This is a genomic window from Arhodomonas sp. AD133, assembly GCF_051195215.1.
Taxonomy (GTDB): domain Bacteria; phylum Pseudomonadota; class Gammaproteobacteria; order Nitrococcales; family Nitrococcaceae; genus Arhodomonas.
This window is the reverse complement of the sequence record NZ_JBNAZM010000009.1, coordinates 88,216-113,537: the sequence shown is the minus strand read 5'-3', so window position 1 is coordinate 113,537 and position 25,322 is coordinate 88,216. Positions and strand designations below refer to the sequence as shown.

23 protein-coding genes are annotated in these 25,322 nt (G+C 66.9%); all 23 read right to left on the bottom strand.

Features of this window, described 5'->3' with window-relative positions; genetic code table 11:
- Nucleotides 1-70 precede the first annotated feature (70 nt).
- Complete coding sequence (locus ACPEES_RS07990; RefSeq protein WP_435102849.1) at nucleotides 71-1,537, bottom strand: sensor histidine kinase; 1,467 nt, start codon at nucleotides 1,535-1,537, stop codon at nucleotides 71-73.
- Nucleotides 1,537-2,262, bottom strand: a complete 726-nt coding sequence (locus tag ACPEES_RS07985) for a response regulator transcription factor (RefSeq protein ID WP_435102847.1) — start codon at nucleotides 2,260-2,262, stop codon at nucleotides 1,537-1,539. The genes ACPEES_RS07990 and ACPEES_RS07985 overlap by 1 nt, the downstream gene beginning before the upstream one ends.
- Before the next feature lie 242 nt (nucleotides 2,263-2,504).
- Nucleotides 2,505-4,817 (bottom strand): transglutaminase TgpA family protein, encoded by a 2,313-nt coding sequence (locus ACPEES_RS07980; RefSeq protein ID WP_435102845.1) that lies wholly within the window; start codon nucleotides 4,815-4,817, stop codon nucleotides 2,505-2,507.
- Nucleotides 4,814-6,028 carry a DUF58 domain-containing protein gene (locus ACPEES_RS07975; protein ID WP_435102843.1) on the bottom strand — a complete coding sequence of 405 codons (1,215 nt, stop codon included), beginning with the start codon at nucleotides 6,026-6,028 and terminating at the stop codon, nucleotides 4,814-4,816. Before ACPEES_RS07975 ends, ACPEES_RS07980 begins: the two co-directional genes overlap by 4 nt.
- Nucleotides 6,028-6,966 carry an AAA family ATPase gene (locus ACPEES_RS07970; protein WP_435102841.1) on the bottom strand — a complete coding sequence of 313 codons (939 nt, stop codon included), beginning with the start codon at nucleotides 6,964-6,966 and terminating at the stop codon, nucleotides 6,028-6,030. Before ACPEES_RS07970 ends, ACPEES_RS07975 begins: the two co-directional genes overlap by 1 nt.
- 140 nt (nucleotides 6,967-7,106) lie before the next feature.
- Nucleotides 7,107-7,643 (bottom strand): 6-pyruvoyl trahydropterin synthase family protein, encoded by a 537-nt coding sequence (locus tag ACPEES_RS07965; protein WP_435102839.1) that lies wholly within the window; start codon nucleotides 7,641-7,643, stop codon nucleotides 7,107-7,109.
- Entirely contained in the window at nucleotides 7,640-8,272 is a 633-nt protein-coding gene (gene queE, locus ACPEES_RS07960) for a 7-carboxy-7-deazaguanine synthase (protein ID WP_435102837.1), read from the bottom strand. The genes ACPEES_RS07965 and queE overlap by 4 nt, the downstream gene beginning before the upstream one ends.
- On the bottom strand, nucleotides 8,269-8,973 hold the full coding sequence (gene queC / locus ACPEES_RS07955) for a 7-cyano-7-deazaguanine synthase QueC (RefSeq protein ID WP_435102835.1): 705 nt from the start codon (nucleotides 8,971-8,973) through the stop codon (nucleotides 8,269-8,271). Before queC ends, queE begins: the two co-directional genes overlap by 4 nt.
- 103 nt (nucleotides 8,974-9,076) lie before the next feature.
- A complete protein-coding gene (locus ACPEES_RS07950) occupies nucleotides 9,077-9,823 on the bottom strand; it encodes a M15 family metallopeptidase (protein ID WP_435102833.1) in 747 nt (248 codons plus the stop codon).
- A 39-nt stretch (nucleotides 9,824-9,862) separates the two neighbouring features.
- The gene (locus ACPEES_RS07945; RefSeq protein ID WP_435102831.1) at nucleotides 9,863-11,140 is read right to left on the bottom strand and encodes a TRAP transporter large permease; all 1,278 of its coding nucleotides are present in this window, start codon (nucleotides 11,138-11,140) and stop codon (nucleotides 9,863-9,865) included.
- A complete protein-coding gene (locus tag ACPEES_RS07940; RefSeq protein ID WP_435102829.1) occupies nucleotides 11,137-11,646 on the bottom strand; it encodes a TRAP transporter small permease in 510 nt (169 codons plus the stop codon). Before ACPEES_RS07940 ends, ACPEES_RS07945 begins: the two co-directional genes overlap by 4 nt.
- A 57-nt stretch (nucleotides 11,647-11,703) precedes the next feature.
- Entirely contained in the window at nucleotides 11,704-12,732 is a 1,029-nt protein-coding gene (locus ACPEES_RS07935; RefSeq protein WP_435102827.1) for a TRAP transporter substrate-binding protein, read from the bottom strand.
- 201 nt (nucleotides 12,733-12,933) lie between these two features.
- Nucleotides 12,934-13,866 carry a LysR family transcriptional regulator gene (locus tag ACPEES_RS07930; protein ID WP_435102825.1) on the bottom strand — a complete coding sequence of 311 codons (933 nt, stop codon included), beginning with the start codon at nucleotides 13,864-13,866 and terminating at the stop codon, nucleotides 12,934-12,936.
- Nucleotides 13,867-13,903: 37 nt separating this feature from the next.
- Nucleotides 13,904-15,193, bottom strand: a complete 1,290-nt coding sequence (locus ACPEES_RS07925; RefSeq protein ID WP_435102823.1) for a D-amino acid dehydrogenase — start codon at nucleotides 15,191-15,193, stop codon at nucleotides 13,904-13,906.
- Nucleotides 15,194-15,474: 281 nt separating this feature from the next.
- The gene (locus ACPEES_RS07920) at nucleotides 15,475-16,020 is read right to left on the bottom strand and encodes a hypothetical protein (RefSeq protein WP_435102821.1); all 546 of its coding nucleotides are present in this window, start codon (nucleotides 16,018-16,020) and stop codon (nucleotides 15,475-15,477) included.
- Between the two features lie 95 nt (nucleotides 16,021-16,115).
- Nucleotides 16,116-17,198, bottom strand: coding sequence for a potassium channel family protein (locus tag ACPEES_RS07915; protein WP_435102819.1), 1,083 nt, complete (start codon nucleotides 17,196-17,198; stop codon nucleotides 16,116-16,118).
- A complete protein-coding gene (locus ACPEES_RS07910; RefSeq protein WP_435102817.1) occupies nucleotides 17,198-17,830 on the bottom strand; it encodes a hypothetical protein in 633 nt (210 codons plus the stop codon). The genes ACPEES_RS07915 and ACPEES_RS07910 overlap by 1 nt, the downstream gene beginning before the upstream one ends.
- Nucleotides 17,830-18,516 carry a PspA/IM30 family protein gene (locus tag ACPEES_RS07905; protein WP_435102815.1) on the bottom strand — a complete coding sequence of 229 codons (687 nt, stop codon included), beginning with the start codon at nucleotides 18,514-18,516 and terminating at the stop codon, nucleotides 17,830-17,832. Before ACPEES_RS07905 ends, ACPEES_RS07910 begins: the two co-directional genes overlap by 1 nt.
- A 20-nt stretch (nucleotides 18,517-18,536) precedes the next feature.
- On the bottom strand, nucleotides 18,537-18,947 hold the full coding sequence (locus ACPEES_RS07900; protein WP_435102813.1) for a DUF2170 family protein: 411 nt from the start codon (nucleotides 18,945-18,947) through the stop codon (nucleotides 18,537-18,539).
- 24 nt (nucleotides 18,948-18,971) lie between these two features.
- Nucleotides 18,972-20,699 (bottom strand): polyamine aminopropyltransferase, encoded by a 1,728-nt coding sequence (locus ACPEES_RS07895; RefSeq protein ID WP_435102811.1) that lies wholly within the window; start codon nucleotides 20,697-20,699, stop codon nucleotides 18,972-18,974.
- 7 nt (nucleotides 20,700-20,706) lie between these two features.
- Nucleotides 20,707-21,618 (bottom strand): DUF350 domain-containing protein, encoded by a 912-nt coding sequence (locus ACPEES_RS07890; protein ID WP_435102809.1) that lies wholly within the window; start codon nucleotides 21,616-21,618, stop codon nucleotides 20,707-20,709.
- Nucleotides 21,619-21,628: 10 nt separating this feature from the next.
- Nucleotides 21,629-22,468 carry a hypothetical protein gene (locus ACPEES_RS07885; RefSeq protein WP_435102807.1) on the bottom strand — a complete coding sequence of 280 codons (840 nt, stop codon included), beginning with the start codon at nucleotides 22,466-22,468 and terminating at the stop codon, nucleotides 21,629-21,631.
- Nucleotides 22,469-22,718: 250 nt separating this feature from the next.
- On the bottom strand, nucleotides 22,719-24,869 hold the full coding sequence (locus tag ACPEES_RS07880) for a tetratricopeptide repeat protein (RefSeq protein ID WP_435102805.1): 2,151 nt from the start codon (nucleotides 24,867-24,869) through the stop codon (nucleotides 22,719-22,721).
- Between the last annotated feature and the right edge of the window lie 453 nt (nucleotides 24,870-25,322).

Here is a 25,322-nt window from a genome sequence, read left to right as displayed (position 1 = left end):
GCACCGCACACCCGTACCCACGCGGGAATCCGGCAATGGCAATGCGTTGGCGTCCACACACAGCGAATACTCAGCTAGCGTCGGTGGGCAACTCGAAGGCCACGACGGTGCCGCGGCCCGGATCGCTTGTCAGGTCCAGGCGCACGCCGTGCATGTCGGCAATCTCGCCGGCGATGGCGAGCCCGAGCCCGGTGCCACCACCCGAGCGGGAGCGGCTGCGGCGCGTGCGGTAGAAGCGTTGCGTGACCAGCGCGAGCTCGTCGGGCTCAATACCGTAGCCGGTGTCGCGCACCCGCACCATGATCCGCCCGCCACGCTCGCCGAGCGTCAACACCACTTCACCGCCCGGCGGGGTATTGTGCAGCGCGTTGTCCACGAGGTTCGAAACGGCCCGTTCGATGAGCCCGATATCGGCGACCGCGGCGGGGAGCTCGGGCACCGGCGCGAGTGAGAATTGCACGCCCAGCGCCTGCGCCTGGGGCTGGAACTTGAGAACGATATCGTGCACCAGCTCCGCCGCGGAGAACGGCTCGGTCCGCAGCGCCCCGTGGTGGGGATCCAGTTGCGAGAGCATCGACAGCTGACCGGCGAGGCGTGCGAGCTGCTCGCAGCTCTTGATCATGCCGCGCAGGTACTGAGCGCGATCGGCAGCCGGCAGCGCGTCACCTTCCGCGGCCAGGCGTTCGGCGAAACCGCGCAGCGAGGTAAGCGGGGTGCGAAAGTCATGGGAGATGCTGACCACCAGATCGCGGCGCAGCTCGTCGCTGCGGCGTAGCGCGTTTACCTGTGCTTCGATGGTACCGGCCATTTCGTTGAAGGCTCGCCCCAGCACACCGACTTCGTCACCACCCGGCCGGGCAATGCGCCGCGTATAGTCACCCGCCGAGAACGCCTCGACGGTAGCGGTGAGTCCACGCAGACGCCGCGTCAGCCAGGCAAACCATACGAGCCCGATGGTCACGGCGAGCAGCAGCGCCACGAGTCCGGATACCGCGAGGCTACGCGCGATGTAGCTCTCCTCGAGCATTTCCGCGGCGGAGCGATAAGGGCGGCCGTGCAACGCGACGTAAAGGTAGCCACGACCGCCGTTCGCCAACGCGATGGGCGCGGCGGTAAAGATGGTCGAGGCACCCGTACAGGGCATCGTGCCCATCAACGGCAACATGGCCTCACCGGCGAGAAAGTCGCGTATGGGCGCGAGAGGAACGCGTGCGCCCGCTCCGCACCCCTCGTGGGCGAAAGCCGCCCGTACCCGACCGCCTCCATCCAGGACGAAGAGCTCCAAGGCCGGGTTGATGGCGGTGATGTGGGCGGCGACCTCGCGAGTACGCTCGCTGTCCACACCGGACGCGGCAATGGGCGGTTCCAGGATCATTGCGAGATTCTCGGCCAACGGAATGTTCACCCGCTGCTCGAGCTCCAGGTTGAAACGATCGAACTCGCGTAATGTCACCCATACCGTGATTACGGCGAGCAGCAGCAGAAGCACGAGGTAGACCGTTGCGATTCTCGCGTAGAGGCTTCTCCATGGACGCATCACGCCTCCAGCTCACCGAGATCGGCAAAGCGGTAGCCCACCCCCCAGACAGTGCGGATGTAGTGCGGGCAGCCGGGATCGGGCTCGATCTTGTTGCGCAGGCGGTTGATGTGCGTATTCACCGTGTGGTCGAAGCCTTGGAACTCCGAGCCCCATACCCGTTCGAGGAGCTCGCCGCGGCTGAAGCTGCGTCCCGGCTCCCGGGCGAAAGTGGCGAGCAGGGAGAACTCCTTGGCGGTCAATGCCACCGCCTTGCCGTGCAGCGTCACCCGGTGCTTGGCAGAATCGATGATAAGCGCGCCGCGCCGCAACATCGGCTCGGCCGGGGCGGCCGCGCCATGACGGTGATCGGCCTCGAGACGGCGAAACAGCGCGCCGATGCGCGCGACCAGCTCGGCAACGCGAAACGGTTTGGTGACGTATTCGTCCGCCCCCAGCTCCAGGCCCACCACAATGTCCTCGAGCGACGCCTTGGCCGTGAGCATGAGAATCGGGGTGTAGCCGTCGGTGCGCCGGATCCTCCGACAGATCTCGAGACCGTCGAGCGACGGGAGCATGAGATCGAGTACTACCAGATCGTAGCCACCGGTGTTGAACCGTGCCCACCCGGCCGCGCCGTCCACCAGCCACTCCACGCGATAGCCGAGATCCCGGAGCTGATCGCGCACCAGGGTGCCGATCTGCAAATCGTCCTCGATGCAGAGGATCCGATGCGCCTCGCCCATGACCCCTACGCCTCCCCGCAGGCTGCCAACGCCGCATAGTGCGGGTCAGTGACAAGCCTAGCGTGGCCGGCCGCGGACGCCATCACGAGAGTGTCACGCCACCGGACGAGCTGGTCGCCGGCATCAAGGCAAGCTCAAAAGGGTGAGCTAGGCGTAAACCAAGTACAACGTGCCCCAGCGCTCGGCACCGCGGGTCAAGGGAAACGGCCGAGGCGATTGCAGCGGATGCCCCGGGCTCGCGGCTAGACGCTTCGGCGCCGGCCGGCGCCCGTGCCCTGCATGAGAGCCCGAAACGCCCGGTAAACCCGATCGGCGTCCTCGGCGGCCACGTTCCGGTCGCTGTAGCGGGCGAGAATGAACGCCTCGCCGATCACCGCGAGTGGGTCGGCAAGACCCCGGACTTCGGTGTTGATAATGCCCTCGGTGTACTCGCTGACCGTCGTAGCCCGGTCCCGCGGGTAGCCGGCGCAGGCGAGCATCCGTTCCGCCTCGCGGAAACAAGCCAGCACCAGCGCTTTTGGCCCGGCACGCCGGGCCCGCTCCACGCGCCAGCGTGCGAGCCGGCGCACGATGGGCAGGCGCAGGTGGCGCCAGCCGGCCCACAGCCCCGCGAGGACCGCCACCGCCAATACGCCGGGCAGCAGCAGCCAAAGCCCCAGCGCGGGCAAGGCAGCGCGCAGGGTCTCCATCGCGCTGCGGTACCAGGCCTGAAGACGTTCCAGCCAGTCGTTCAGCGAGACCAGATATTGCGTGCTCTCCGCCTCGGGCGCCACTTGTCGGGCATTGCGCGTCATCGCACGCAGGTAGTCCAGCAAACCGGCACCGACGGTATCGGCCTGGCGCTCCTGATTCGGCAGGGCGTAGAAAGGCGTGGGCTCGAACTGCACCCAGCCATGCTCCGGGAAGTACGCCTCCACCCAGGCATGGCCATCGAGGCCGCGCACTTCGTAGTAGCCGGTCACCGGGTTGCGGTCGGTGGCCGAGAAGCCGGTGACCAGGCGGCTGGGGATGTCCAGCGTGCGCAGCATCACGGCCAGGGCACTGGCGAAGTACTCACAGTGTCCGCGTTCGGCCTCGAAGAGGAAGTATTCGAGCGGGGTGTAGCCCTGCGACGTGAAGACGCTGCGAAAGCTGTACTCGTAGCTCGTACGCAGGTGCGACTCCAGGGCGAGCGCGGCCTCCAGACCGTCGCGGCCGTCCGCCACTTCGCGGGCGAGCCGCTCGATACGGGCGTCGAGCCCTGGTGGCAGCTGGAGATACGCCGCCGGGTCGGTAATGGACGCCTGGGCGCCCTTGGGGTGGCCATCGACTGTCTCGATGCGCGAGCGTACCGAATAGCGTGTGCCCGCTTCGAGCGTATCCGGGGCCCGCAGACTGCCGTGGACATCGCGGGCGATGGCCGTGCCCGGAAACTTGAGGGCCAGCGCCTGCGGCACCACGAAGACGAGGTCGCTACTCGGTGACGCTACCTCCACCGTGTAGCTGACGCCGGCGCCGTCCGGATGCGGGCGCAGCTTGAGGCCGCCTGTGTCCACCGGCAGCTTCTCCTCCCACGTGTGGCGGGTGCTCCAACGCCCGTCCGCGAAGGTGTCGAAGACCCGGCCACGAAGGTAGAGCGGACGATCGGCGCGGACGTACATGACGATGCCATTGCCCACTCCACCGCTTTCGCCGCCCTGGCCACCACGGCCCGGGTTCTCGATGGGCAGGGTGTCGTCGAATCCGCGGTAGTCCGACGGCTGTCTCGCCTCGCCCCGGGATTGGTCACCAGCCCGGGGTACCTGTCCCTCCTCGCCACGTGTATCGCCGGATGCGTCTTCCGGACCACTACCACCACCACCGGAACCGTCACCCATAGCGTCGCTGCCACCGCTCTCCCGCGCCTCGGCCTCGGATTCCCACTGCTCGTTCTCGTAGAACGGGCCTCCGCCGGCGTAGAAACCGCCGACGCCCTTGGCCGGTGGCTGTGGCACGAACAGGTACAGCGTCAACGCGATGGCGAGGATGCTCGTGGTCAGAAAGGCGGTGCCCGCCGGCAGGGGCAGGCGGCGGTTCGCCCCTGCCACCGCCCGCGCACGACCGCCTTCGTGCTCGCTGTGCAGCCCCACCAACACGAACGTCGCCGCCAGCGCGTAGAGCACCACCCACACGAGAAAGACCGTAGTCTTGCTCTCGGCAGCGGCGGAAATAAACACGGCGAATGAAATGGCCAGCGCAAAGTAGACATCGCGCTCCCGGGCAAGCGAGAAGTTCTGTGCCGCCTGAATCCACAGCACCAGCGTGAGCAACGCCGGCACGAGACCCGCAATCGCGAGCAGCAGCAGAAACACCCCCAACCCCACGGCCGCAACGCCTTCGGTGACCCGCTTGAGCGGTTTCCGGCCAGCACGGGCATTGGCATGGCCGATCCACAGCCCCACCGCGAACAGCGGCGCCCAGAATCCGGCGGCCGCTGCCAGACCGAACAGCCCCTCGCCCACGGCGCCGCGGGCCATGGCAGCGACGGTCATCAACGCCCAGAGGCTCGCGTAAAGACCGCCGCCACGCAGGGTCATGCGGGCCTCCTGAACACGGTGGCGGGGTCGTCGCCGTGGCGCAGCACGTACTGCGGCACCCTGGCGGTGGGCTGCTGGGCGACCGGCTCGGACCGCGCGAGCGGATAATCGTAACTGTAGCCGTCGAAGAGCAGGCGCACCGGGTGCACCCTGGATGACAGGGGCAACACCTCCACCGGCGAACCGTCGCGGTTCGCCCGCTCGAAGGTCACCAGCGTACTCCCGGGCGGAATCGTGCCTTGGGCCCGGAGGACCGCCTGCCGGTAGGGCAGTTCTCCGTTGGGCTGCACTCGCGCGAGGGCTTCCAGGATGCGATGCAGCTGGCTCTCGCCATGCCCCGGCGGTACCGTAACCGGCTGCTCGCCGTAGCCCAGCAGCTGGACACGATGCCCCTGCGCCAGGGCATATCGGGCGACGGCGGCGGCGACGGTCACGGCGTGCTCGAACGATGAGTTGCGACCCTCGCCATGGACCGCACCGGCGTCAAGATCCAGCAGCAGGCAGACCTGCGCGGTACTCACGAACTCGAACTCCCGCACCATCAGCTCACCGCGACGGGCGGACAGTCCCCAGTGCACGTGCCGCGGGCTGTCCCCGCGACGATACTCGCGCACGCCCATGAACTCGGTGGCCCCACCCGCCACCGCCGTGCGGCCGCCACCGCTGGGAGCCGCCTGGGCGGCGGCCAGACCCGGAAACCACGGGATCTCGCGGGCAGCCGGATAGACCAGCACCGAGGAAGTACTGGCGGGTACATCCCGCCGGACACGGTGGATGCCCAGAGGAAAGGCCGTCTCCACCGCCAGCGGCCCCAGGCGGTGCTCCCCACGCCAATCGCAGGGCACCGGGAACGCCACCTCGACGGCGCGGCCAACGCGTTCGACGAAGATCATCGGCGCCTCCTCTCCCGGCTCGGCACACGGAATGCGATCGGTGGCTGCGATCAGGTAACGCTTGAGGCGCCCCTGCCGGGACAGGGTCAGACGTAGCGGCAGGGCCTCTCCCGCGTTCACCGTCGCCGGATGCGACCGGGACACCCGCAGCCCCCGGAGATTCCACCAGGGCGCGAGATAGCCCACCATGAATGTCGCCACCACCAGCGCGAACATCCCGTAAAGCAGCGCGATCCCCCGGTTCCAGGCCATGAGGAAGACGACCATTGCCAGCACGGGCAATGCCGTTCGCAGGCTGAGCCAGCGTTGTGCGTTCATCAGGCGGGGACTTCGATCTCCGCGAGGATACCGCGCAGTACCGCCTCGGCGGATTTGCCGGTGGCCTGGATACCCGCCCTGGGGATGAGACGGTGGGCGAGCACCGGCAGTGCCGCCTGCTTGACCATGCGCGGCTCGACGAAATCCCGCCCGCGAATGAGAGCCACCGCCTGGGCGGCCTTCATGAGCGCGATGGACCCGCGCGGACTCGCCCCCAGCTCCAGATCCGGGTGCTCCCGCGTGGCGCGCACGATGCGGGCGATATACCGCTGCACGTCCGCGCTCACGGTGACATCGGCCACCGCGCGCTGGATCGCGAGCAACGAATCCGGTCCGAGGACCGGTTGCAGGCTGTCGATGGGGTGCGTATGCCGCTGGGCGCTCATGACCCCGACCTCGTCATCCAGCGACGGGTAGCCGAGGCGGATGCGCATGAAGAAACGATCGAGCTGCGCCTCCGGCAGCGGATAGGTGCCGGCGAACTCCACCGGATTCTGGGTGGCCACCACCATGAAGAAATCCTCCATGCGGTGGGTACGCCCCTCCACGGTGACCTGTCCCTCGGCCATGCATTCCAGCAACGCGGACTGCGTGCGCGGGGTCGTGCGATTGACCTCGTCGGCCAGCAGGATGTTGGTGAATACCGGCCCCGGGGCGAACTCGAACTCACCGGCCTGCTGATTGAACACCGACACGCCCGTGACATCGGTGGGCAGCATGTCCGGTGTGCACTGCAGGCGCTTGAACTCCGCGCTCATCGATTTCGCAAGCGCCCGGGCGAGCATGGTCTTGCCGGTGCCGGGCACGTCCTCCACGAGCACGTGTCCACGGCAGATACAGGCGGCGATGGTGAGCATCACCGCGTCACGCTTGCCGAGGATCACCTGAGCGATGTTCTTGTAGAGCTGGGAAAGTTGTGCTTGTGGTGAAGCGCTCATGGCTCGGCCCTGCATCCTTGCCCGCCCAGCACGGGCGAGATCCCCTGGAAAGGGACTAGGATGCCGGCCAGTCGGGCCATGCGCAATTCCCCGGTCCGGATTGCCCCTGCCGGGGCCGTCGGCGCACGACCACCGCCGGGTTAGTCCATACCCTCGTAGCACGCGCGGCAGTTCGGGGTCTCCCAGACGGTCACCGCCGTGAGACGAGCGGCCTGGTCACTGCGAGCCCCCACGCGTGGGGCCAGACGCTCGAACCAGTGCCGCGCGAGAACCTCGGCGGTGGGCGGGTCCGGGATGACGTAGAGTCGCCCACCGAGACGCGGCTCGACGGTGGCGCAGAAACCCGCGTTCGCCACCTCGGCGCGCAATGACTCGAACCAGGCCCGCGCCTGCTCCGGGTCGCCCGGCGCGAACAGCGTCAGCAGGGCCTCGTCGGCGACGCTCAGGATCAGGCCGTGGTCGCAGGGCGCATCGATGAGCTCGAGCATCTCCTCCTTGAGGAAGGCGAAATCGATGATCATGCCCTGCTGCGCCCCGGTGGACTGGAGATGTTCCTGGGCACAGGTGGCCTCGACCACGTAGCGGTGGCCGTGCAGATGACGGCACTTGCCGTGGTGACCCGGAATCCGGTGAGCGGCGTCGATCTCGAGACGCCGGGTAATGGTGTGCTGACTCATTCGATACCCAGGTACTTGTGGGTCTGCAGACTCAATCGCCACTGGGGATGGCGGAGACAGTACTCGACCGCCGCGCGCTCGTTGGCCGCACGCTCGGGGCCGTCCATTGGCTGGATGAAGTGGTGCCGGAACGCCAGCCGGGCGAGGGCCACCAGATTCTGATCGCGTTGTGGGTAGACCACTTTGAGCTCATCGCCCGCCTCCACCACCAACGGATTGCCTGCCTTGGGGCTGACGCATATCCAATCCACCCCGGCGGGAACCGCCAGGGTGCCGTTGGTTTCGATGGCGATTTCGAAGCCAGCGGCGTGGAAGGCATCGATTAGCGGCGCATCGAGCTGCAGCAGCGGCTCACCGCCGGTGCACACCACGTAGGGGCGGCCGCCCGCCCCTTGCCAGTGCGCGGCGACGACGGCCGCGAGCTCACCGGCACTGGAATACTTGCCACCGCCCGGTTCGTCCACCCCGACAAAGTCGGTGTCGCAGAACGTGCAGCGGGCGGTGGCGCGGTCACGCTCGAGGCCCGACCACAGATTGCAGCCGGCGAAGCGGCAGAACACCGCCGGCCGACCGGCCTGTGCGCCCTCGCCCTGGAGCGTGTAGAAAACGTGCTTGACGCTGTATGTCATGAGCTCCGGCGACGGTAGCCGCGCCAGCCCTCGGCGCGCAGCCGGCAGGCCGGGCACTCGCCGCAGCCATGGCCCCAGTCGTGCCGCCGGTCGCGGTCGCCGATGTAGCAAGTATGGGTGTGCTCGACGATGAGGTCGACCAGATCGGTGCCGCCGAGGCGCTCGGCGAGCACCCAGGTCTCGGCCTTATCGATCCACATCAACGGCGTGTGGACCACGAAACGGCGCTCCATGCCGAGGTTCAGGGCCACCTGCATGGCCTTCATGGTGTCATCACGGCAATCGGGATATCCGGAGTAGTCGGTCTCACACACCCCGACCACCAGATGCCGGAGCCCGCGCCGGTAGGCGAGTGCTGCGGCATAAGTGAGAAACAGCAGATTGCGCCCGGGCACGAAGGTAGTGGGCAGCCCGGATTCGCCCATGGTGATCTCGGCATTCCGGGTCAGCGCGGTTTCGCTCAAGGCACCGAGCCCGCGCACGTCGACGAGGTGATCATCGCCAAGGCGGTCGCGCCACGCAGCCGTCACCGCCGGCAGACGGGCGCGCACCTCGTCACGACAGCGCATCTCCACGTCATGGCGCTGACCGTAGTCGAAGCCCACCGTCTCCACGCGCTCGAAACGGTCGAGCGCCCAGGCAAGACAGGTGGCGGAATCCTGCCCGCCGGAGAACAACACCAGCGCGCCGTCGTCGGCCATGAAGCGCTCCCGGGTAACGATGAATGATGACCGGTGGCCGGATGAGCCACCGTCGATCCATCATTGTCACCCAGCCCGGGCGCCGTTGCACACCGGCTTGCGATCAGCGACCGGCATCGCCTGCGGATAGCTGGCGCCGCCAGCTCTCGGCGATGCCCTCGGGTTGCGCCAGGCCGTAACGGGCGCGGGGCTCGCCGTGATACCAGGCCCACTGCTGGTTGCCGAAGTCGTAGTGCCACCACTCGCTCGGCAGGTTGGTAAAGCCCGCCGCCGTCATGGCGTGGTAGAGCATGCGCCGGTATTCGCGCACCGTCGACGCATCCCCGCTCCCTTCATAGTGGCGCGTATGCGATCGCGGCGTAATCTCGTCGAAATCGCTGCCCATTGCGAGCATGCGGCCGTCGGCGTCGCATACGGTCACGTCCACCGAGCCGCCCGTGAGATGAGGGCTCGGCGCGCTCCTGTCACGGCTCGGCGGTGCCACGAATTCCCGGGTACGCCGCGCGATCTCGTTGTCGTCCAGATCCGGGCGCATTTCACGCAGCACCGTCTGGAGATGATCGTAGAGATACTGCTGCACGCCGAAAGGCCGCCAGGCATCGAGCACCACCAGGCGCAAGCCCGCGGGCAGGCGGTCCGCCACGGTGAGCAGGCGCTCGCGGACGCTCGCGCGGGCATAGCACACGGGCACTGCCCCGGGAATACCGTCGACGTAATACGCGGGCAGCACCTGGATGCGCTCCGGGGCGAGCCCGAGCGGCACCAGGGGTTCGTCGCACTCGTCAATCGGCACCCGGCCGACAGCGGGCCACTCGGGCTCGGACAACTCGGGAATCGGGGGGAAAGTCATGTCCATAGTGCAGTTAACGAGGTATTGCTCGGCAGTGGGTCAGTGAAACAGCCCCGGCAAAGTGAGCGACAACGCGGGAAAGCAGATCAGCACAACCAGCACCGCGAGCGCCACCAGCACGAACGGCCAGATCGTACGGAACAGCGCTGCGATATCGAGGCGGCTCACCGCGGCAGCGACGAATACGCAGGCCCCCATGGGGGGCGTGATGAGCGCAATGGTGATATTGAGCGTGACCACGATCCCCAGGTGCACCGGATCGATGCCGGCGCTCATCGCCACGGGCAGAAATACCGGGGTCAACAGCATGAGCGCGGAAATCTCTTCCATGAACATGCCGGTGACGAACGTAATCGCGCTCAACGCGAACAACACCAGCACGGGCCGGTCGGCGAGTGGCGCGAGCATCGCCGCGAAGCGCTCGGGGGCCTGAGCGTAGGACAACAGCCAGCTCACCACGGCCGCCGCCGCCATAATCAGGAAGATGGCAGAGGTCAGCCGCACGGTATCCATCACCGCGGCGATCACCGCGCGCCACGAGGCTCCGCCCATGAGGCTGCCGACCACGAGCACGTACAGGGCCGTCAGCGCACCGGACTCGGTGGGCGTGACCACGCCGCCGACAATGCCGGCGACGATGATGAACGGTGCCGCCAGCGCCGGCAGCGCCGCCACGAACGCGCGGCCGAGCTCGCCGGCGGCGGGACGCTGCGCGCGCACGGGTATCGCGGCACGGCGCGCGTAGACGTAGTTCATGGCCATGAACGCCGCGCCCAGCACCAGCCCAGGCACGACACCGGCGAGGAAGAGATCCCCCACTGACGTATTCGTGAGCGCGGCGTAGAGAATCATGAAGATGCTCGGCGGGATGATCGGCCCGATCAGCGAACTGCCCGCCGTCAGCCCCGCCGCGTAGGGCGCGTTGTAGCCCTCGCGGCGCATGGCCGGTACGAGCAGCGTGCCGAGCGCGGAGGTATCCGCCACCGCCGAGCCGTTGACGCCGGCGAAAAACACGCTCGCGACCACGTTCACGTAACCCAGCCCGCCGCGGAGATGCCCCACGAGGGCGCGAGCCAGATCCATCAACCGCTGCGTGAGGCTCGTGGCGTTCATCAGATTGCCCGCGAGAATGAACAGCGGGATCGCCATGAGCGAGAACGCGTTGATGCCGCCGAAGAATTGCTGCGGCAGCATGCGTGGCAGCAGCGAGAAATCCACGAACGCGAACCCCACCACGGCGGTGGCGAGCAACGCGAGGAACAGCGGCACGCCCAGCAGGATGTGGGCGAAAAAGGTGGCGAGCATGGTCCAGATCATGTCGCCTCCCCATCCGCCGGCGTGTCGGTATCAGTGTCGGTGGCACTGGGCAGCGGCCGCGGTCCGCGCAGCAGCGCGTGAGCGAACAGCAGGGCGAAGCCGACGGGCACGCACAACAACGGCACCGTACGGCTGATGCCCAGGCCCATGGTCCGGAATGCGCTCACCGACCACGCGTACTGCCAGCCGATCCAGGCGCCGAAGCCGGCGAGTGCCAGGGTCAGCAGCCACTGATAGGCCCGGACCACGCGTCCGGCGGGCCCAGGCAGCAGGCGTTCGAGGATGCCCACGCGCATGTGCAGCCCTTCGCTCCATACCGCACCCGCGGCCAGCATGACCGTGGCGATGATGAGGTAGCGCGAGAGCTCGTCGCTCCAGATCGGCGAACCGCCCATGACGTAGCGTGTAATGACACCGTGGCTCACGACGGCCAGGTTGATCACTAGCAGCACGCCGGCCATGGCGAGTGCAGCCATGCGCAGATAGTTGGCGACTCGGTCACGCATCAGTGGAGTCCGTCGGCTGTCCAGCGGGGGCGCGGGGGCAGAAGCCCCCGCGGACGGTCACTCGGCCGCGATGGCGTCGAGGCCGGCGTCGTCCAGGGCCATCTCGATCCAGCGCTCGTCGATGCCCTGGTCGCGCAACCAATCCATGTAGGCGGGCTGGCCCACTTCGCGGAAACGCGCGAGCTCCTCGTCGGTGGGGCGATAGACCTCCATGCCGTTCTCGGCGAGAAAGTCCACGCGCTCTGCGACCTTCGCCTGTACCGCCTCACGGTTGATGCGATTCGCCTCGGCGGCGGCGGCCTCGACGGCCTGGCGCTCGTCCTCCGAGAGCCCCTGCATGAGGGCGTCATTGGCCACCAGGAACTGGTCGGAGTACTGGATGTTGGCGAGGGTGAGGTACTTCTGCACCTCATGGAGGCTGCCCAGGATAATGTACATGGGCGGATTCATCTGCCCATCCGCCACACCGGTGCGCAGCGCCATGTAGACCTCCGTCCAAGGAATCGGCGTGCCCGAGGCGCCGAAGGCCTCGAAGAGTGCCACCTGGCTCTTGTCCATGGCGCGGAAACGCAGCCCATCGAAGTCCGAGGGGTCATGGATCGGGTGCTCGTTGTTGGTGAATGCGAGAAAGCCCCCCTCCTCGACCACCGCGAGCATGCGCGTGCCGGTGCGATCGCGCCACTCCTCGCGGGCGGTCCGCCAGAACTCGCCCTCGTCGAAGAAGCGGCGGGCGGCGGAGAAGTCCTCGAACAGGAACGGAATCGAGGTGACGAAAATTTCGGGGAAAAGTGGGGAAACGCCGGCGAACGAGGCGACGTTGAGCATGGGCTGGTTCATCACCTGCTCCATGCGCGCCTGCTCCTCGCCGAGCATGCTGTTGGGGTAGAGCTTGATCTCGATGGCGCCGTCGGTCTTCTCCTCGACCAGGCGTTTGAAATTGCTGGCGAACAAGTGAACGGCGTTCTTGTCCGCGTCCGGGGCGCCGTTATAGCTGAGATTCACCGTAGTGGCAGCCTCGGCACCGGCGCTGAGGGCCAATGCCACGCCGGCAACGGCGAGACGCTTGAGCAGGCGGTTAAGGGCCATGTCGTTCTTCCTCCTCCATCCAACGATTAGCCCCGGGCCCTGCGAACCGAGCGTTGCGGCCGCACGAGCCAAAGGACTGTAGGCAACCGTAGTGTGCACGTTGTTGCCTCTGCAATGCTTTACGTGTTGCCTTGTGCGCAACGCATTACTCAGAGGCGCACACGCTCTCTGCACAGTGCCTTCACCGCGTGCAGCGCCCGCTCAGCCCAGGCGTACGGGTGCATCCGCGCTGAAAAAGCGCATCCCCTCGGTGAGGTGGGTCATGATGCGCTCGGCGGCGACGCTGAGCGGGCGACCGCGGCGGCTGACGATGCAGGCCTCTGCCGTCGCGAGAACCGGATGATCCACCAACACCAGCTCGAGCTCGCCACGGTTGAGCTCCGCCTCCACCGTCAGCTGCGGCATGAACGCCACGCCCATGCCGGACTGCACGAAATTCTTGAGCACCGCGACGGAGTTGGTGCGCAATGCCGGTGCGAAGCGCAGGCGATCCTGATAAGCGAGCACGTCGATGAGCTGGTGCATGCCGAAGCCCCGTTCCATCACCCCAAGCGGATAATCCTGCACCGCCGCGGGCGTCACCGCACGGCCGCCGCCGGCAAGCGAATGTCCCGGTGGCACGATGAGATCCAGGGGCTGGCGGGTCGCGACGTGGGTGTGCAAACGGCTGTCCGGCGGTGGCGCGTAGACCAGCGCGAAGTCCACCTGATCGTCGACCACCTGGCGGATCGCGTCATGGGCACCGGCCATGGTGACGGTGAGAACGATCTGCGGATACGCGGCCATGAATGCTCGCAGAGGTGCCGAGATGAGATCGGCGATGAAGCCCTCACCGAGGGCGATGCTGATCTCGCCCTGGCGCAGTCCCTGCACCGCCTGAATGCGCGAGAGCAACGCCCGCTCGCTGGCACGGCTGTCGCGGTAGTAATCGACGACCATGGCACCGGTGCTGGTCAGGCGCACGCCACGCCGCGAGCGCTCGATGAGCACCGTGTCGAGCTCCGCCTCGAGCGCAGCGATCGCACGGCTAACCGCCGACGGCGCCACGCCGAGATGGGCGGCGGCCCGGCGCAGGGAGCACAGGCGATCCACCTCGTAGAGATAGCGCAGCGCACGCGGGCTAAGGCGGTTCACGAGTGCGTCTCCCGGGCGCCGTGGGCCACCGCGTGGTTCATCGCCGGTAGCGCGCGAGCGTGAGGCCTTCCAGGTCTATCTCCGGCGTGCGCTCGTCCACCAGGTCGGCGACGACTCGGCCCGCACCGGCGGCGAACGTCCAGCCGAGATGTCCCGGTCCGGTGTTGAGCAGCAGGTTCGGAACGCCGCTTGCGCCCAGCAGCGGCGGCCCGTCCATGGTCATCGGGCGCAGGCAGGCCCAGGGCTCCGCGGCCGTCGTATCCACGCTGCCGGCGTATTGCGGGAAGTTCGCCAGCGCCTGGCGCACGACGATCTCCACGCGTCGCTGGCGAATGCTGCGGTCGTAACCGGCGAACTCGGCGGTTCCGGCCACCCGCAGGCGCTCGCCCAGGCGGGTGATCACCACCTTCTGGCCCTCATCGATGATCGGTGTGGCGGGTACCCCGGGATGCCCTGCCGCCGGCAGTGTGGCGGAATACCCTTTTACTGGCTTGATGGGCAGTCGCACCCCTAGCGGCTTGGCGAGCACGGGCGCTTCCACACCGGCGGCGAGCACGTAGCGATCGGCGGTGATCTCCCCTTGGTCAGTGACCACGCGGTCGACCCCGCCGGCACCGCCTTCCAGCCGCAGCACCTGCTCGCCGAGCCGCAGCGAGCCGCCACGCTCGCTGACAACGGCAGCGAGCGCCTCGGTGAACAGGTGGGCATCTCCCGACTCGTCATCGGGGTAGTAAATGCCGCCAGCGAGCTCGTCGCGTACGTCGGCGAGCGCCGGCTCCCGCGCCACCACGCCGTCGACGTCCAGCGCCTCGTAGCGCACTCCGAGGGACTCGGTGAGCGCGGAGGCGGTGATTGCGTGTTCGAGCTCGGCACGGTCGCGAAAGATCTTCATGATGCCGCGCTGCTCGGCCTCGTAATCGATGCCGGTACGCGCGCGGATGTCGGCGAGCATGCGCTGACTGTAGACGGCCAGACGCGTGTTCACCCGCGTGCTGCGCTCATGGTGACGGGCACTGCTGTAACGCAGAAAACCGAGCCCCCACCCGATCAGGTTGGGAATCTGTGACGGCCGCAGCAGCAGCGGTGACTCCTCGCGGCCGATCCAGCGCACGAGCTGACGGATCGCCGCGGGGGTATTCCAGGGCTCCGTGTGGCTGGCGTGTACCATGCCACCATTGGCGAAGCTGCCTTCGGCGGCCAGAGAGGGCTGGCGGTCCACCAGCGTGACCTCGTGACCCGCCTCGGTGAGAAAATACGCCGTGGTGGCCCCGATGACGCCACCGCCGATAACCAGAACGTGCACGCACAGCCTCCCGAGACGCCCCATACAACCCGGCCCCGCCGGGACCTCGGACAACCGTAATGCCGCCTTCGTTGCCCCCTCAACGCTGTGTGTGTTGCGCTTGACGCAACGCTTCGGACGCAATCGATGGCTCAATAAACCACCGTCAGCTTACCGGGCGTAAGCATTCGACGCGAGGAAACGGAGATGGCGGGTTCCGCGAACGCCTAAGCCGTGCCCCACCGCCGCAACCTGGTTGAATGACCCGCACCGGCGCCTTGCCCTGCCACGAAAGCGCGTGGCAGGGACCCATGGACCGCTGTTTCCTACAGTGGAGAGGTGTCCCGGGCCGGTGGCCCATCCTCGGCGTTTCGTTCGTCTTGCGCGCCGACGGCCTCCGTCGAGTCAGCGGCACCGGCGGACGCACTCAAGTAACGCAGCTCCAGCGCATCGTCAACGCACACGACCTCCACGCGGTCCGGGCCGATGCGCAGTGCGGTGCGCCGCAACAGCTCGTCGCCGGTGGTCACGCGCGCGACTTCCTCGTACTTGTTCGCGACAGCATCGGCGATGACGTCCTGCTCGCGGGCACACGCCTCGGCCGACGCCAGGCTCGCGGTAGCGACGATCTCGGCGACGCGGCCGTCGCTGCCGGTGCGCACGCGGTAGTCGTCGAGCACTGGATAGGGCCGGGGCGGATTGTCGAGCCGATAGAGATGACCGCCATCGGGGAGCGCCTTGTCCGTCGCCGTCTCCGGAGGCGCATAGGCTTCACCGAAGGCGATGCCGAAGGCGCTGTCGAGCCCCGTGTCGGCGGAGGCGGCCAGCGGCAGCAACACAACCGCCAGTGCAATGGGGCGCATGTTCGTCATGGAATCCTCCTTGAAGCGCTTCCGGCACATCGTTCGCGCCGCAGCAATGGTGTTTCCCCCAATGTAGCCGAGTGCACGCATCGAGTGGGCCGGGATCACCCGAGCAGCGCCCGGACCTGGTCGGCACCGGGTGCGCGGGCTTCGTCCACCAACACGAACACCGCTGAACCGGACAGCATTTCCGCCGTACACGGGCTGGAGACAACCTCGCCGGAACGATCGAGATACGCCAGCGGCGTGCCATAGCCCGCGTTGACGAACCGGGTGACGAGCTCCGCCCAGTGCAGGCTGTCAAAGGTGGCATCGTACCGCCGCGGGTGCACGCCCTGGTGCTGGAACAGATCCTCGAGCACCCGCTCGGTACCGGGGGCGGCAAGTGCGCGCGCCAGGATCTCGGGGTAACCGCGCACCGGCCGCAGGATCGTGGCAGCCGGCATGAAACGTTTGAAACGGGCGCGGTTGCGGTCGGTCACGCATTCGATGATGACATGCCCGGTAACGCCCGCATCGCTCAAGCGGTCCACCAGACCGAGGGAGAGCGTATCGGCACGGGCGTCGTCCTCCGCCTCGGCGAGCACGACGATATGATCGGCGGCATGGATGTCCACCGCGCGCAGCACGTCCGGATCGTCCGGATTGCCGTGGTAGTGAACGACGCCATTCTCACGCAGCGTGGCCGGCAGGCCGTCGGGAAACGCCTCCGTGACGATCTGCACGGGCGTTTCCGAAAACCCATCCCAGTGCCGGATCTCCTGCACCAGGCGCTCGAAATAGCGCGCCGGACGGCGCGCCGGCGCGTTGAGGATGACAATGTGATGTTCCATGCCCCATCTCCATTGGCCGCGCAGCATGCGTGCGCGGCGCTCGGCGCGGTAATCGATCCAGTAGGTGGCGAGATTCGCCAGCAGGAAAATGCCCAGCGCGTACGACAACGCCACGGTGGCGAACTGCCCGGGCGGCGTCGTCGCCGACAGATCACCGTAACCCACCGTGGTCAGCGTGGTGGCGGTCAGCCACACCGCCGGCCACGGTGCCAGTCCCTCGAAGGCCATCATGGCGAGCACGTGGGCGACCACCACGGCCGCCAGCATCACGCCGGTGCGGATGAGGCTGTGCCGCAGCGTTTGCGTCGTTACCACCGGCAACCGGTGGCGGCGGCGCTTGAGCAGATGCAACATCACCGAGAGCCCCTGCCACCGGCACGCGGCCAGAGCTGCTCGATAGCCCGCGGCGGGAGATAACAGCCGGCCGCCACTTCGGTCTCGCCGTCGGCGTAGACCTCGGCGTCGACGAAGAAGCGCTCATCCGCACTTTCGAGGGCGTAGTAATCGAAACGCTCGACGCCGCCTCGCCCGCTGCGGAATTCGCCTCGCTGGGCCGAAGCGACCTGGTGATAGGCGTCCACCGTCCAGGCCGCGAGCGCTGCCACCCCGGCGTTGCGCCGCAGCTCGATGTTGCCGGGGCCGTCGAAAACCCCGGCGAAGGCATCCAGATCGAACAGTCCGGCAACCTCCGCGCGCGAGAGCTTGCGGCTGACGGCGAGCCAGCGCTCGTCGTCAGCCTCCACCGCCAGATAGAGGACCTCTCCGGCGGGGCCGGTGAGCTGCCACTCGTGTTCTTCGGGCCCGCCGCCGTAGCGATAGGTGTTCACGGCAGTGACCTCGAGACGCTGACCGGAAAGCTCGGGAAGGTCGAGCAACGCGAACTGCACGAGATCCCCCGCCTGGAGGTCCTCGACACGGTCGAGCCCGCGAGGCGTGGAACTGCCGGCGGTCGCGCCCCGAAACAGGCGTGCGAGCTTGGCGAACATCACTTCAGCCCCAGGCGTGCCCGGATATCCTCCTGACTGCTGGCGCGCTTGTCGCCGCTAATGCCCGCCTCCTTGAGCTTGTGGTCGAGATCGTCGGTCTCCTCCTCGGAGAGGATGTTGGCCGCCTTCTGGCGATCGGCCTGCTGCTGCTGGCGCTGCTTGATGCGCTCCAGCGACCCCATCGCCGAATTCATGCTCGAGTCGGAGTTGAGCACGTTGTCGGAGAGCGAACGTTCCGCTTTCTGCACCGCTTCGGTGGAACGGACCATCTCCATTTCGCGCTTGCACTCGCGCACACGCGAGTCGACCTTGCGGATCTGCGCCTTCATGGTTTCGGCGCGCTCGGCATAGGCGCGGGCCGCGGCATCATGCTCACCATGCTGCTGCTCCAGCTCCGAGATACGGCCGACCACGTCCTCGACCAGCTCCGCGTTACCCTGTTCGTGGGCCTTCTTGGCATGGGTTTCGTACTCGCGGATCTGCTCGGCGAGCTCGTTGGCCTTGCGCTCCTCGGCCATCTGCTTGGCCATGAGGTCGGCCAGAGCGTTCTTGGCACGATCGCGATCACGCTCGGCGTCCTTGATCTCCTGCTCCAGGATCCGCAGCGAATTGGCATCCACCACCGCCTCGCCGGCCTCACGCCCGGCACCGCGGATGGCGGTGAAAAGCTTGCTGATAAGGCTCATCGCAATGTCTCCCTGCTGGCCTACTGCATGTACTCGGCGAGCCGCACGACGGCGTCCTCGGTATTGTGCACAAGGGTGATCACCTCGTGAGCGATTTCCTCACCGGTGGCATCCCCTTTCACCGCGCCCATGAGCCAGTAGCGGCTTCGGTAGGCGGCACAGAAGGACAGCGGCAGCGCCGTGGAGAGCTCGAGCATGGCCTGCATGCATTCGGCCTCCTTGCCCGGTGCGATCTCGCCACGCTCGAAAAGCGGCACCATGCACAACACTTCCGCCGGCTGCGCGACGACGGTAACGGGCAGGTCCTCGTACTCGGCCAGACGTACGCGCAACACCTCACCCTCGTCAGGGCTTTCGACGGTCAACGCCAGCGCCTCGGCGGCAATGTGTTCGGCGAGGCGCTGCTCGACGGCTTGCAGACTCTCGGTCATGGGCTCCTCTCCCTGGTCATTGGCTCACGGGATCTCGGCCGGCGGCGCCTGCGCCACCGCATGAGTTTCGGGCAGCAGCGCACCTTCTTCCCAGGCACGCTGGTGATAGCGATAGGCAGCGTAGTTGCCCAGGCGGTTGATCAGGATGTCATCGCGCCCGGCGAAGAAATCGCCCGGAAAGGCGAACGCCGCGGCGATGGTCGCCGGCTCCGCCCAACGGGTCTCCACGGGGAGGCGCTCGTGCTCGGCGACGCGCGCGCTGCCCGGCCGTCCACGGGGGACGGCGAGATGCCAGCCCCACTCCCCGAAAGTGGGCACGTTGGCGTGATAGGGCTCCACGTGGGCGAACCCCGCATGCTCCAGGGTCCGGCCTATGGACATGAACGCCGAACGCGAATGATACGGCGAGGTGGACTGCACGGCGAGTGCACCATCACCGGCGAGAAGATGACGCAGCTTCGCGTAGAAACGGCTCGCGTACAGACGGTTCAGGTCCGGGTGATAGGGGTCGGGCAGATCCACCACGATCGCGTCGAAGCGACGCCCGGCGGCGATGAGCTCGTCGACGATGAGATAAGCGTCGCCGAATCGGGTCTTCACGCGGGGATCGTTGAAGCTGTGCTCATTGAGCGCGAGCAGTGGCGCGTTGACCACCTCTGCGCCGGCACGCACCGGCTCGCTGAAGAACTCAACGAGCTCCGGATCGAGATCCACCAGGGTCACCGACTGCGGATCCCACTTGAGGATCTCCCGCAGCGCCAGGCCGTCGCCGCCGCCGACGACCAGCACGCGCTCCTGGCGGGCGCTGGCGGCGAGCGCCGGGTGCACGAGGAGGTCGTGGTAGATGTACTCGTCCACCGAGGCGAACTGGGTCCGGCCGTTGAGATAGAGCGTATACACGGGGGCGCGCTCCGGCCCCACGTACCGCCGCGTGACAGTGAAACGCTGCACCGCCGTGTTCTTGCTGTAGACCACCTGGTCGAGATAGAGCATATCCTCCAGGCGTGCCTCGAGATCCTGGCCGTTGACCCCCACCCAGACCGCCATCGCCGCCACCGCCGCATGGCCCACGGCGAGCACCACGGTACGCCGACCCAGCCAGCGGGCGAAGAGCACGAGGAACCCCACTCCCACGAGCAGATTCACGCCCGCGGTGAGCGCTGCCGCCACCGGCGCCGGCAGCAGCATCATGCCGCCGATCCACACGCCGGCAGCGACACCGGCGCCGATGTAGTCCGCTCCGTAGACGGTGCCCGCGTTGTGGGAGAGCGCATGCCCATGAAGCTGTTCGCGGATGCGCGCGATCAGGGGGATCTCCATGCCAACCAGCATCCCGAGCAGCGCGCCGATCGCATAGGGCAACACCCCGGCGAGCGACTCCAGCGCCGCCATGGCCCCGCCGCGCAAATCGACACCGTCGGGCAGCCCGAGGAAGTCGGCGAACCACACGGGTGCGAGGTAGGCGAGCGCATTGACCGCGGCGATGGCGAGCACCGCACCGCCGCCGACGAAAGCGATGGCGAGCTCCAACACCGCGAAGGCGGTAAGCGGACGGCGGAAGCAGCGGGCGGCGAAGGCGCCGATACCCATCGCCAGGATCATCAGGCCGATCATGGCGAAGACGACGGTCTCCAGTGCCCCGAGCACCCGGCCGGCATAGGCGGCCATGAGATACTCATAGACCAGTCCGCAACCGGCGAGAAGGCCGGTGGCGACGATCAGGTAAACGTCGCGCAATCGCCGCACCGCCACTGCTACCTCAGGCGAACAACCCCACCAGCAGCCAGCCGGCGGAGAGATACACGAGACCTTCGATGGCGCCGACGGCAACGTTGTGCTGACGATCCACCTCGTCGCCCACGTCCACGCGGAAGAGCACCGCATGCCGGAGCACGATCGCCATGAGTGAAACCGCGACGGTCGCGATCAGCGCGGCGATCGCCCAGGTCCCGACGGCGCTCAACCAGCCGAGTTCGATGTCTGCGAAAGAGCTCGCCGCGGTGATGCCCAGAGCCACGCCAATCTGATGCCCCGTGTAACGGCACGCGAGCGCCACATTGCCGTCTTTGAGCGCCTCGGCGAAGTCCGCCCCGGCATTGCGTCGCGCGAACACCAGGCCCCGGTAACGGGCCACGGCGAGGAGAATCGCCTGGGAGACGACGAACGCACCGAGCACCCGCAACACGTCCGCCCAGCCGTAAGCCGCCTGCCACTGCATCGCCGAACGGATGATGAGCGCCGTGGCGATCAGGTTCCCCGCGTGGACGATGCCCACGGCCACGTTGCGCCCCTGGATCTCGGCACGTACCGAGAACTGATGAAGCGTGACGTGCTCGAGCACCAGCCCCGCCAACAACATCATCGCCAGGGCGTAGACGCCATAGCCGAGCATGACCGCGAACTCCAGCCAGAGCGTATCGGCGGCCTCGCCGTACATGGCACCGGTGAGCAGCGTCGCCAGCGCGAACAGCAGGCCGGCGACGGCAATCCCGAAAGCCGGGTTGTCGCGCTCGTGAAGCTCGGCGAGGGCGCTGACGCCCTGAGTGAGCCCGGCGACCGCCCGGGCGAAGACCATCACCAGCAGCGCCACCGCCAGGTTCACCAGCGCGACCGCGGGAAAGGCACCGTAGCTGTCGTAGAAGTAGAGCGTTAGCGTATCCAGCCAGTTCATCCCTGCCCCCTTACTTGCCGCTGAAGCCGCCGAAGCTGCGCGAGGTGAACCGCGAGCTGCTGCGCGCGTTGCTGTAGCGGGTGTCCGCCCGGCTGTAGCTCGAGGCGAACATACCGCCGCCGCTGCCACCGTCGTTCGAGTAAACGGACTTGAAGCGGCTGGGGTCGTCACGGACGTAGCGCTGGTCGCTCACCCGCCGGTAAGCCTTGCGATAGGCACCCGGGATCCGCGCATAGTGCCCCTTGTACTTGTGCTTGGCGTCTACGAGATCGTCCAGCCCGTCGATGAGCGCCGAGAACAGGGCGTACTGGCCGTACCAGGCCCAGAAGGAATTGCCCGAGGCGTCCTCACGGTATTCGCCGAATGCCGGGTTGCCGCGCAGCTCCTCGGCAGTGAGGCGTTCCAGCGGCGGAACTTCCGGCAACTCACCATCGGAGAACGCCGCCAGCGTGTTGGCGTTGTCCCGCAGCTCCGCCTCGTAGTTGCGCACATCCGCCTCCACGGCGTATAGCGCATCCATCTGGCCGTTGGTGGATCGATACCGATCCGGAATCTGACGCAGGCGCTGCTTGAGTTGACGAATAAAGGCATTGCCGGCTCGGGTGCGCGCCAGCGCGCCGCGCGCGAAATCCGCGTGCTCGGGCCGATGGCGGATCACCCAGTTGGCGTAGCCTTCGAGCAGCGTGGCATAGAGCAGCTCACCGCCGTGGAGATCGGCGTTGAGCACCTCGATCTCCGCATCGATCTGCGCGGCCTTCTTGCCGACCACGTCGTTCCCGCAGCCGGCCACCAGCAGTAGCGCGGCGATCAAAGCCGCCCACCACAACGGCAAACGTGCCGTCCTTCGCATGCCCCCTCCTCATGTTTCGAGTCAATCCCCGGATCCCAGCCGCCACGCGCGCAAAGGCCTGCATGGCGACGGGCGATTTGGTCGGGTGAGCTTAGGGCAGTTGCGCTTGCGTCGCCACCGTCGGACGAAGATGGGCCGTCCCGCCGTATCGACGTCCACCCGGGTGGCCGGTCGTCCCCGATGCTCAGCCGGCACGCCTCGACGGACGCCACCGCCGCCCTTTCGCGCTATCACGCGCGTTAGTAGTGCTTCACCCCCCGGCGACGGTGGCCCGCCGCTGCGTCCCGCCTCCGGCATTCATCCTCGGGTCACTTGCGACGATCCGCCGGAAATGCTCCGTATACTGTCCAGAAAACTCGTCATACCACTGAGCGCCCCGGCTGTCGTGGCCGACCCATTGGTCCACGATGCTCCCGACATCCAGCGCGATACCGCCACGGGCCTTTATCACGTCGCAATATATTTTGCCGAGAAAGCCGGCGGCCACGAAGAAGACCTCGCCCGGGTACGCCACCTCGACACTTTCGCATAGGCGTTCAAAAGCATGCGGGTAATGGCTCGGACGCCGTTCGTCATCCCGTCTGAACATTTCCCGCCAGCGGAACTCGGCAGGCACCTGATATACCCGGTCGACCTCGACGCCGTAGCGTGCCCGCATGACGCCTTCCATGTCGTTGTGACAGGTTATGAACGAGCATCGCTGACAATACTCGAAGATGAGCTCGTACAACCCCCAGAAAGCGAGGTCGTAGTGCAGGTGGGCCGTCGTGATGCACCGGCCACCATGGGGATCAGCCGGCTCGTCCGCGGCGTATTCGATTTCACCCAACCTGTCCACGGCATTGAGAATACCCCGCTGGGCGGGCATTAGCGTGTCCGATCGAATGAACTCCTGCGCGGTTATCAGAAACCGCCACATGAAATCGGGCACACCCAGGATGTCAGCACGGCTCACGGCCCCAAGGTAGGAGCCACGCAACCGCTGCCACTCGTGGGCTCCGATTCGCACGCTTCCCCACCACAGCTTCTGTACTTCCTCGCGGTCGCTCGCCTCGAATTCGGACCATTCCCGGCGATAGTCCAGGAAATTCCCTTCACCGTCCCCTATCCGGATCAGTGACATCGGCACACCAACCGAAATGCACTGAAGCACCTTCACCACGGTTTCGTAGGCTTGCATCGGACAGACCGATGCATCCGAATAGTCGTTATCGAAATGACCCGCGATATCCGCGATTCGGCCGGCGACCTCATCGAGATGAGGATTGATCCGCGCGTGATCGGGCTGCCGTGTCCGATAGCGGCGCAGTCGCTGATACGCATCCGCCTTCCAGCCGGAAAACGCGTGCGCGAAATCCCCGTAATCGCTTGCTTCCACGAGCCTGCGCACACCGTCGACCCGCTCGCGTAGCGTGAAACACCGAAGCTGGGCACCGAATACGTCAGCACTATCGCCGCGAATATCCAGGAACTCCGTCAGCTTCGCCCGCGCCTGCCCATAATCGCCACGCCTGACGCACACGGTTGCCTGCCACTCGTAGAGCGTCGGCCACTGTTTGCCCTGCCGGAACCAGTGATTCAGGCAACCCTGGATTCGATCGATATCACCGTTGTGGCTCAGCACACGGAGATAGGCACGCGCGAACGGCTCCTCCCTGTCGGCATCGACGTCGGGCTCGATCCGCTCCAGCCGCGCGCGGGCGTCGTCGTAGGCGCCGACGTTGAGGTAATTCAGGGCCAGGCGCAGCGCTATCGCCACATCCGATGGCCAACAATCGGCGGCCTCTTCCAGCGTTCGGATACTCTCACAGTACTCGAATAGGCGCTCGTGCAAAGAAGCTTCCGCGAGGAAGAGGTTCGGCGAATGCGGCAACCTGCGCTTGCCTTCGGCGATACACGCCAATGCCGCTTCGTACTCCTTCATCGCCATAAGGGCCCTCGCCCGCGCGAGCCACACTCGGCTGTCGTTCGGAAAACGATCCAGGGCAGACTGGGACATCTCGGCGGCGAGCGCGTGGTTGCCATGCCCCGTGGCCACGTCGATCAGCGCGAAATAAGCGATGGGCTTGTCGGGACGCTCCACCACCGTCCGTTTCAACAGGATTTCCGCTTCACGGGCATAGCCGAGCTTCCACAACGACCTCGCCTCGCCCACCTGAAACCGGACATTGCCCGGGAAGCGCGACAGGGCGGCTCTCCAGCGCTCGAGCGCGGATGTCCAGTCCTTCTGACGCATCGCAACTTCCGCGCGACCCAGATACGCGTTGGGCTTGTTCGGGTGGCGTTCCACCAGGCATTCGAACGCCCGTTCCGCCTCGTCCAGCCTGCCGAGCCCGAGCAGCGCCCAGGCCTTGTCCTTCTGCGCCTCGAAATCGCCGGGCGTGGCGGTCGGCTGGCGCACACTGGCGCTCGGCACCGACTGGTGATCACCAGTCCGCGAGCGCTTCGATTCGGCATTGCCGGACCGGGGACCCGGCGCGGGCGTCGGCGGGATACCGGCGCCCTCACGATTGCCGTGCGGTTCTCCCCGACGACGGACACGTTCGATCAGACGCTGAATGACGGCTATCGGAGACAAGACACACCTCACTGTTCCCTGTGGAGTGATCACTACCGCCCTTTTTCGGGCACCGTGCCGGTACGCAGGATGTACATCCGGGCTGACTCGACATCGCCGACGGATGCCAAGCGACCGTCTGCCTGCCACACCCGGCGTGACCGGCCGGTTCTGTGATCGCCCTGCGGATCGCTACAGCAGCCATGGGCAGGCATGCGTCCCCCGGACGATGCCAGGGTGACGGACGCTTAGCATACTAACGCAGGGATGGGGACTGCCACATCCCAGTACGTCTGC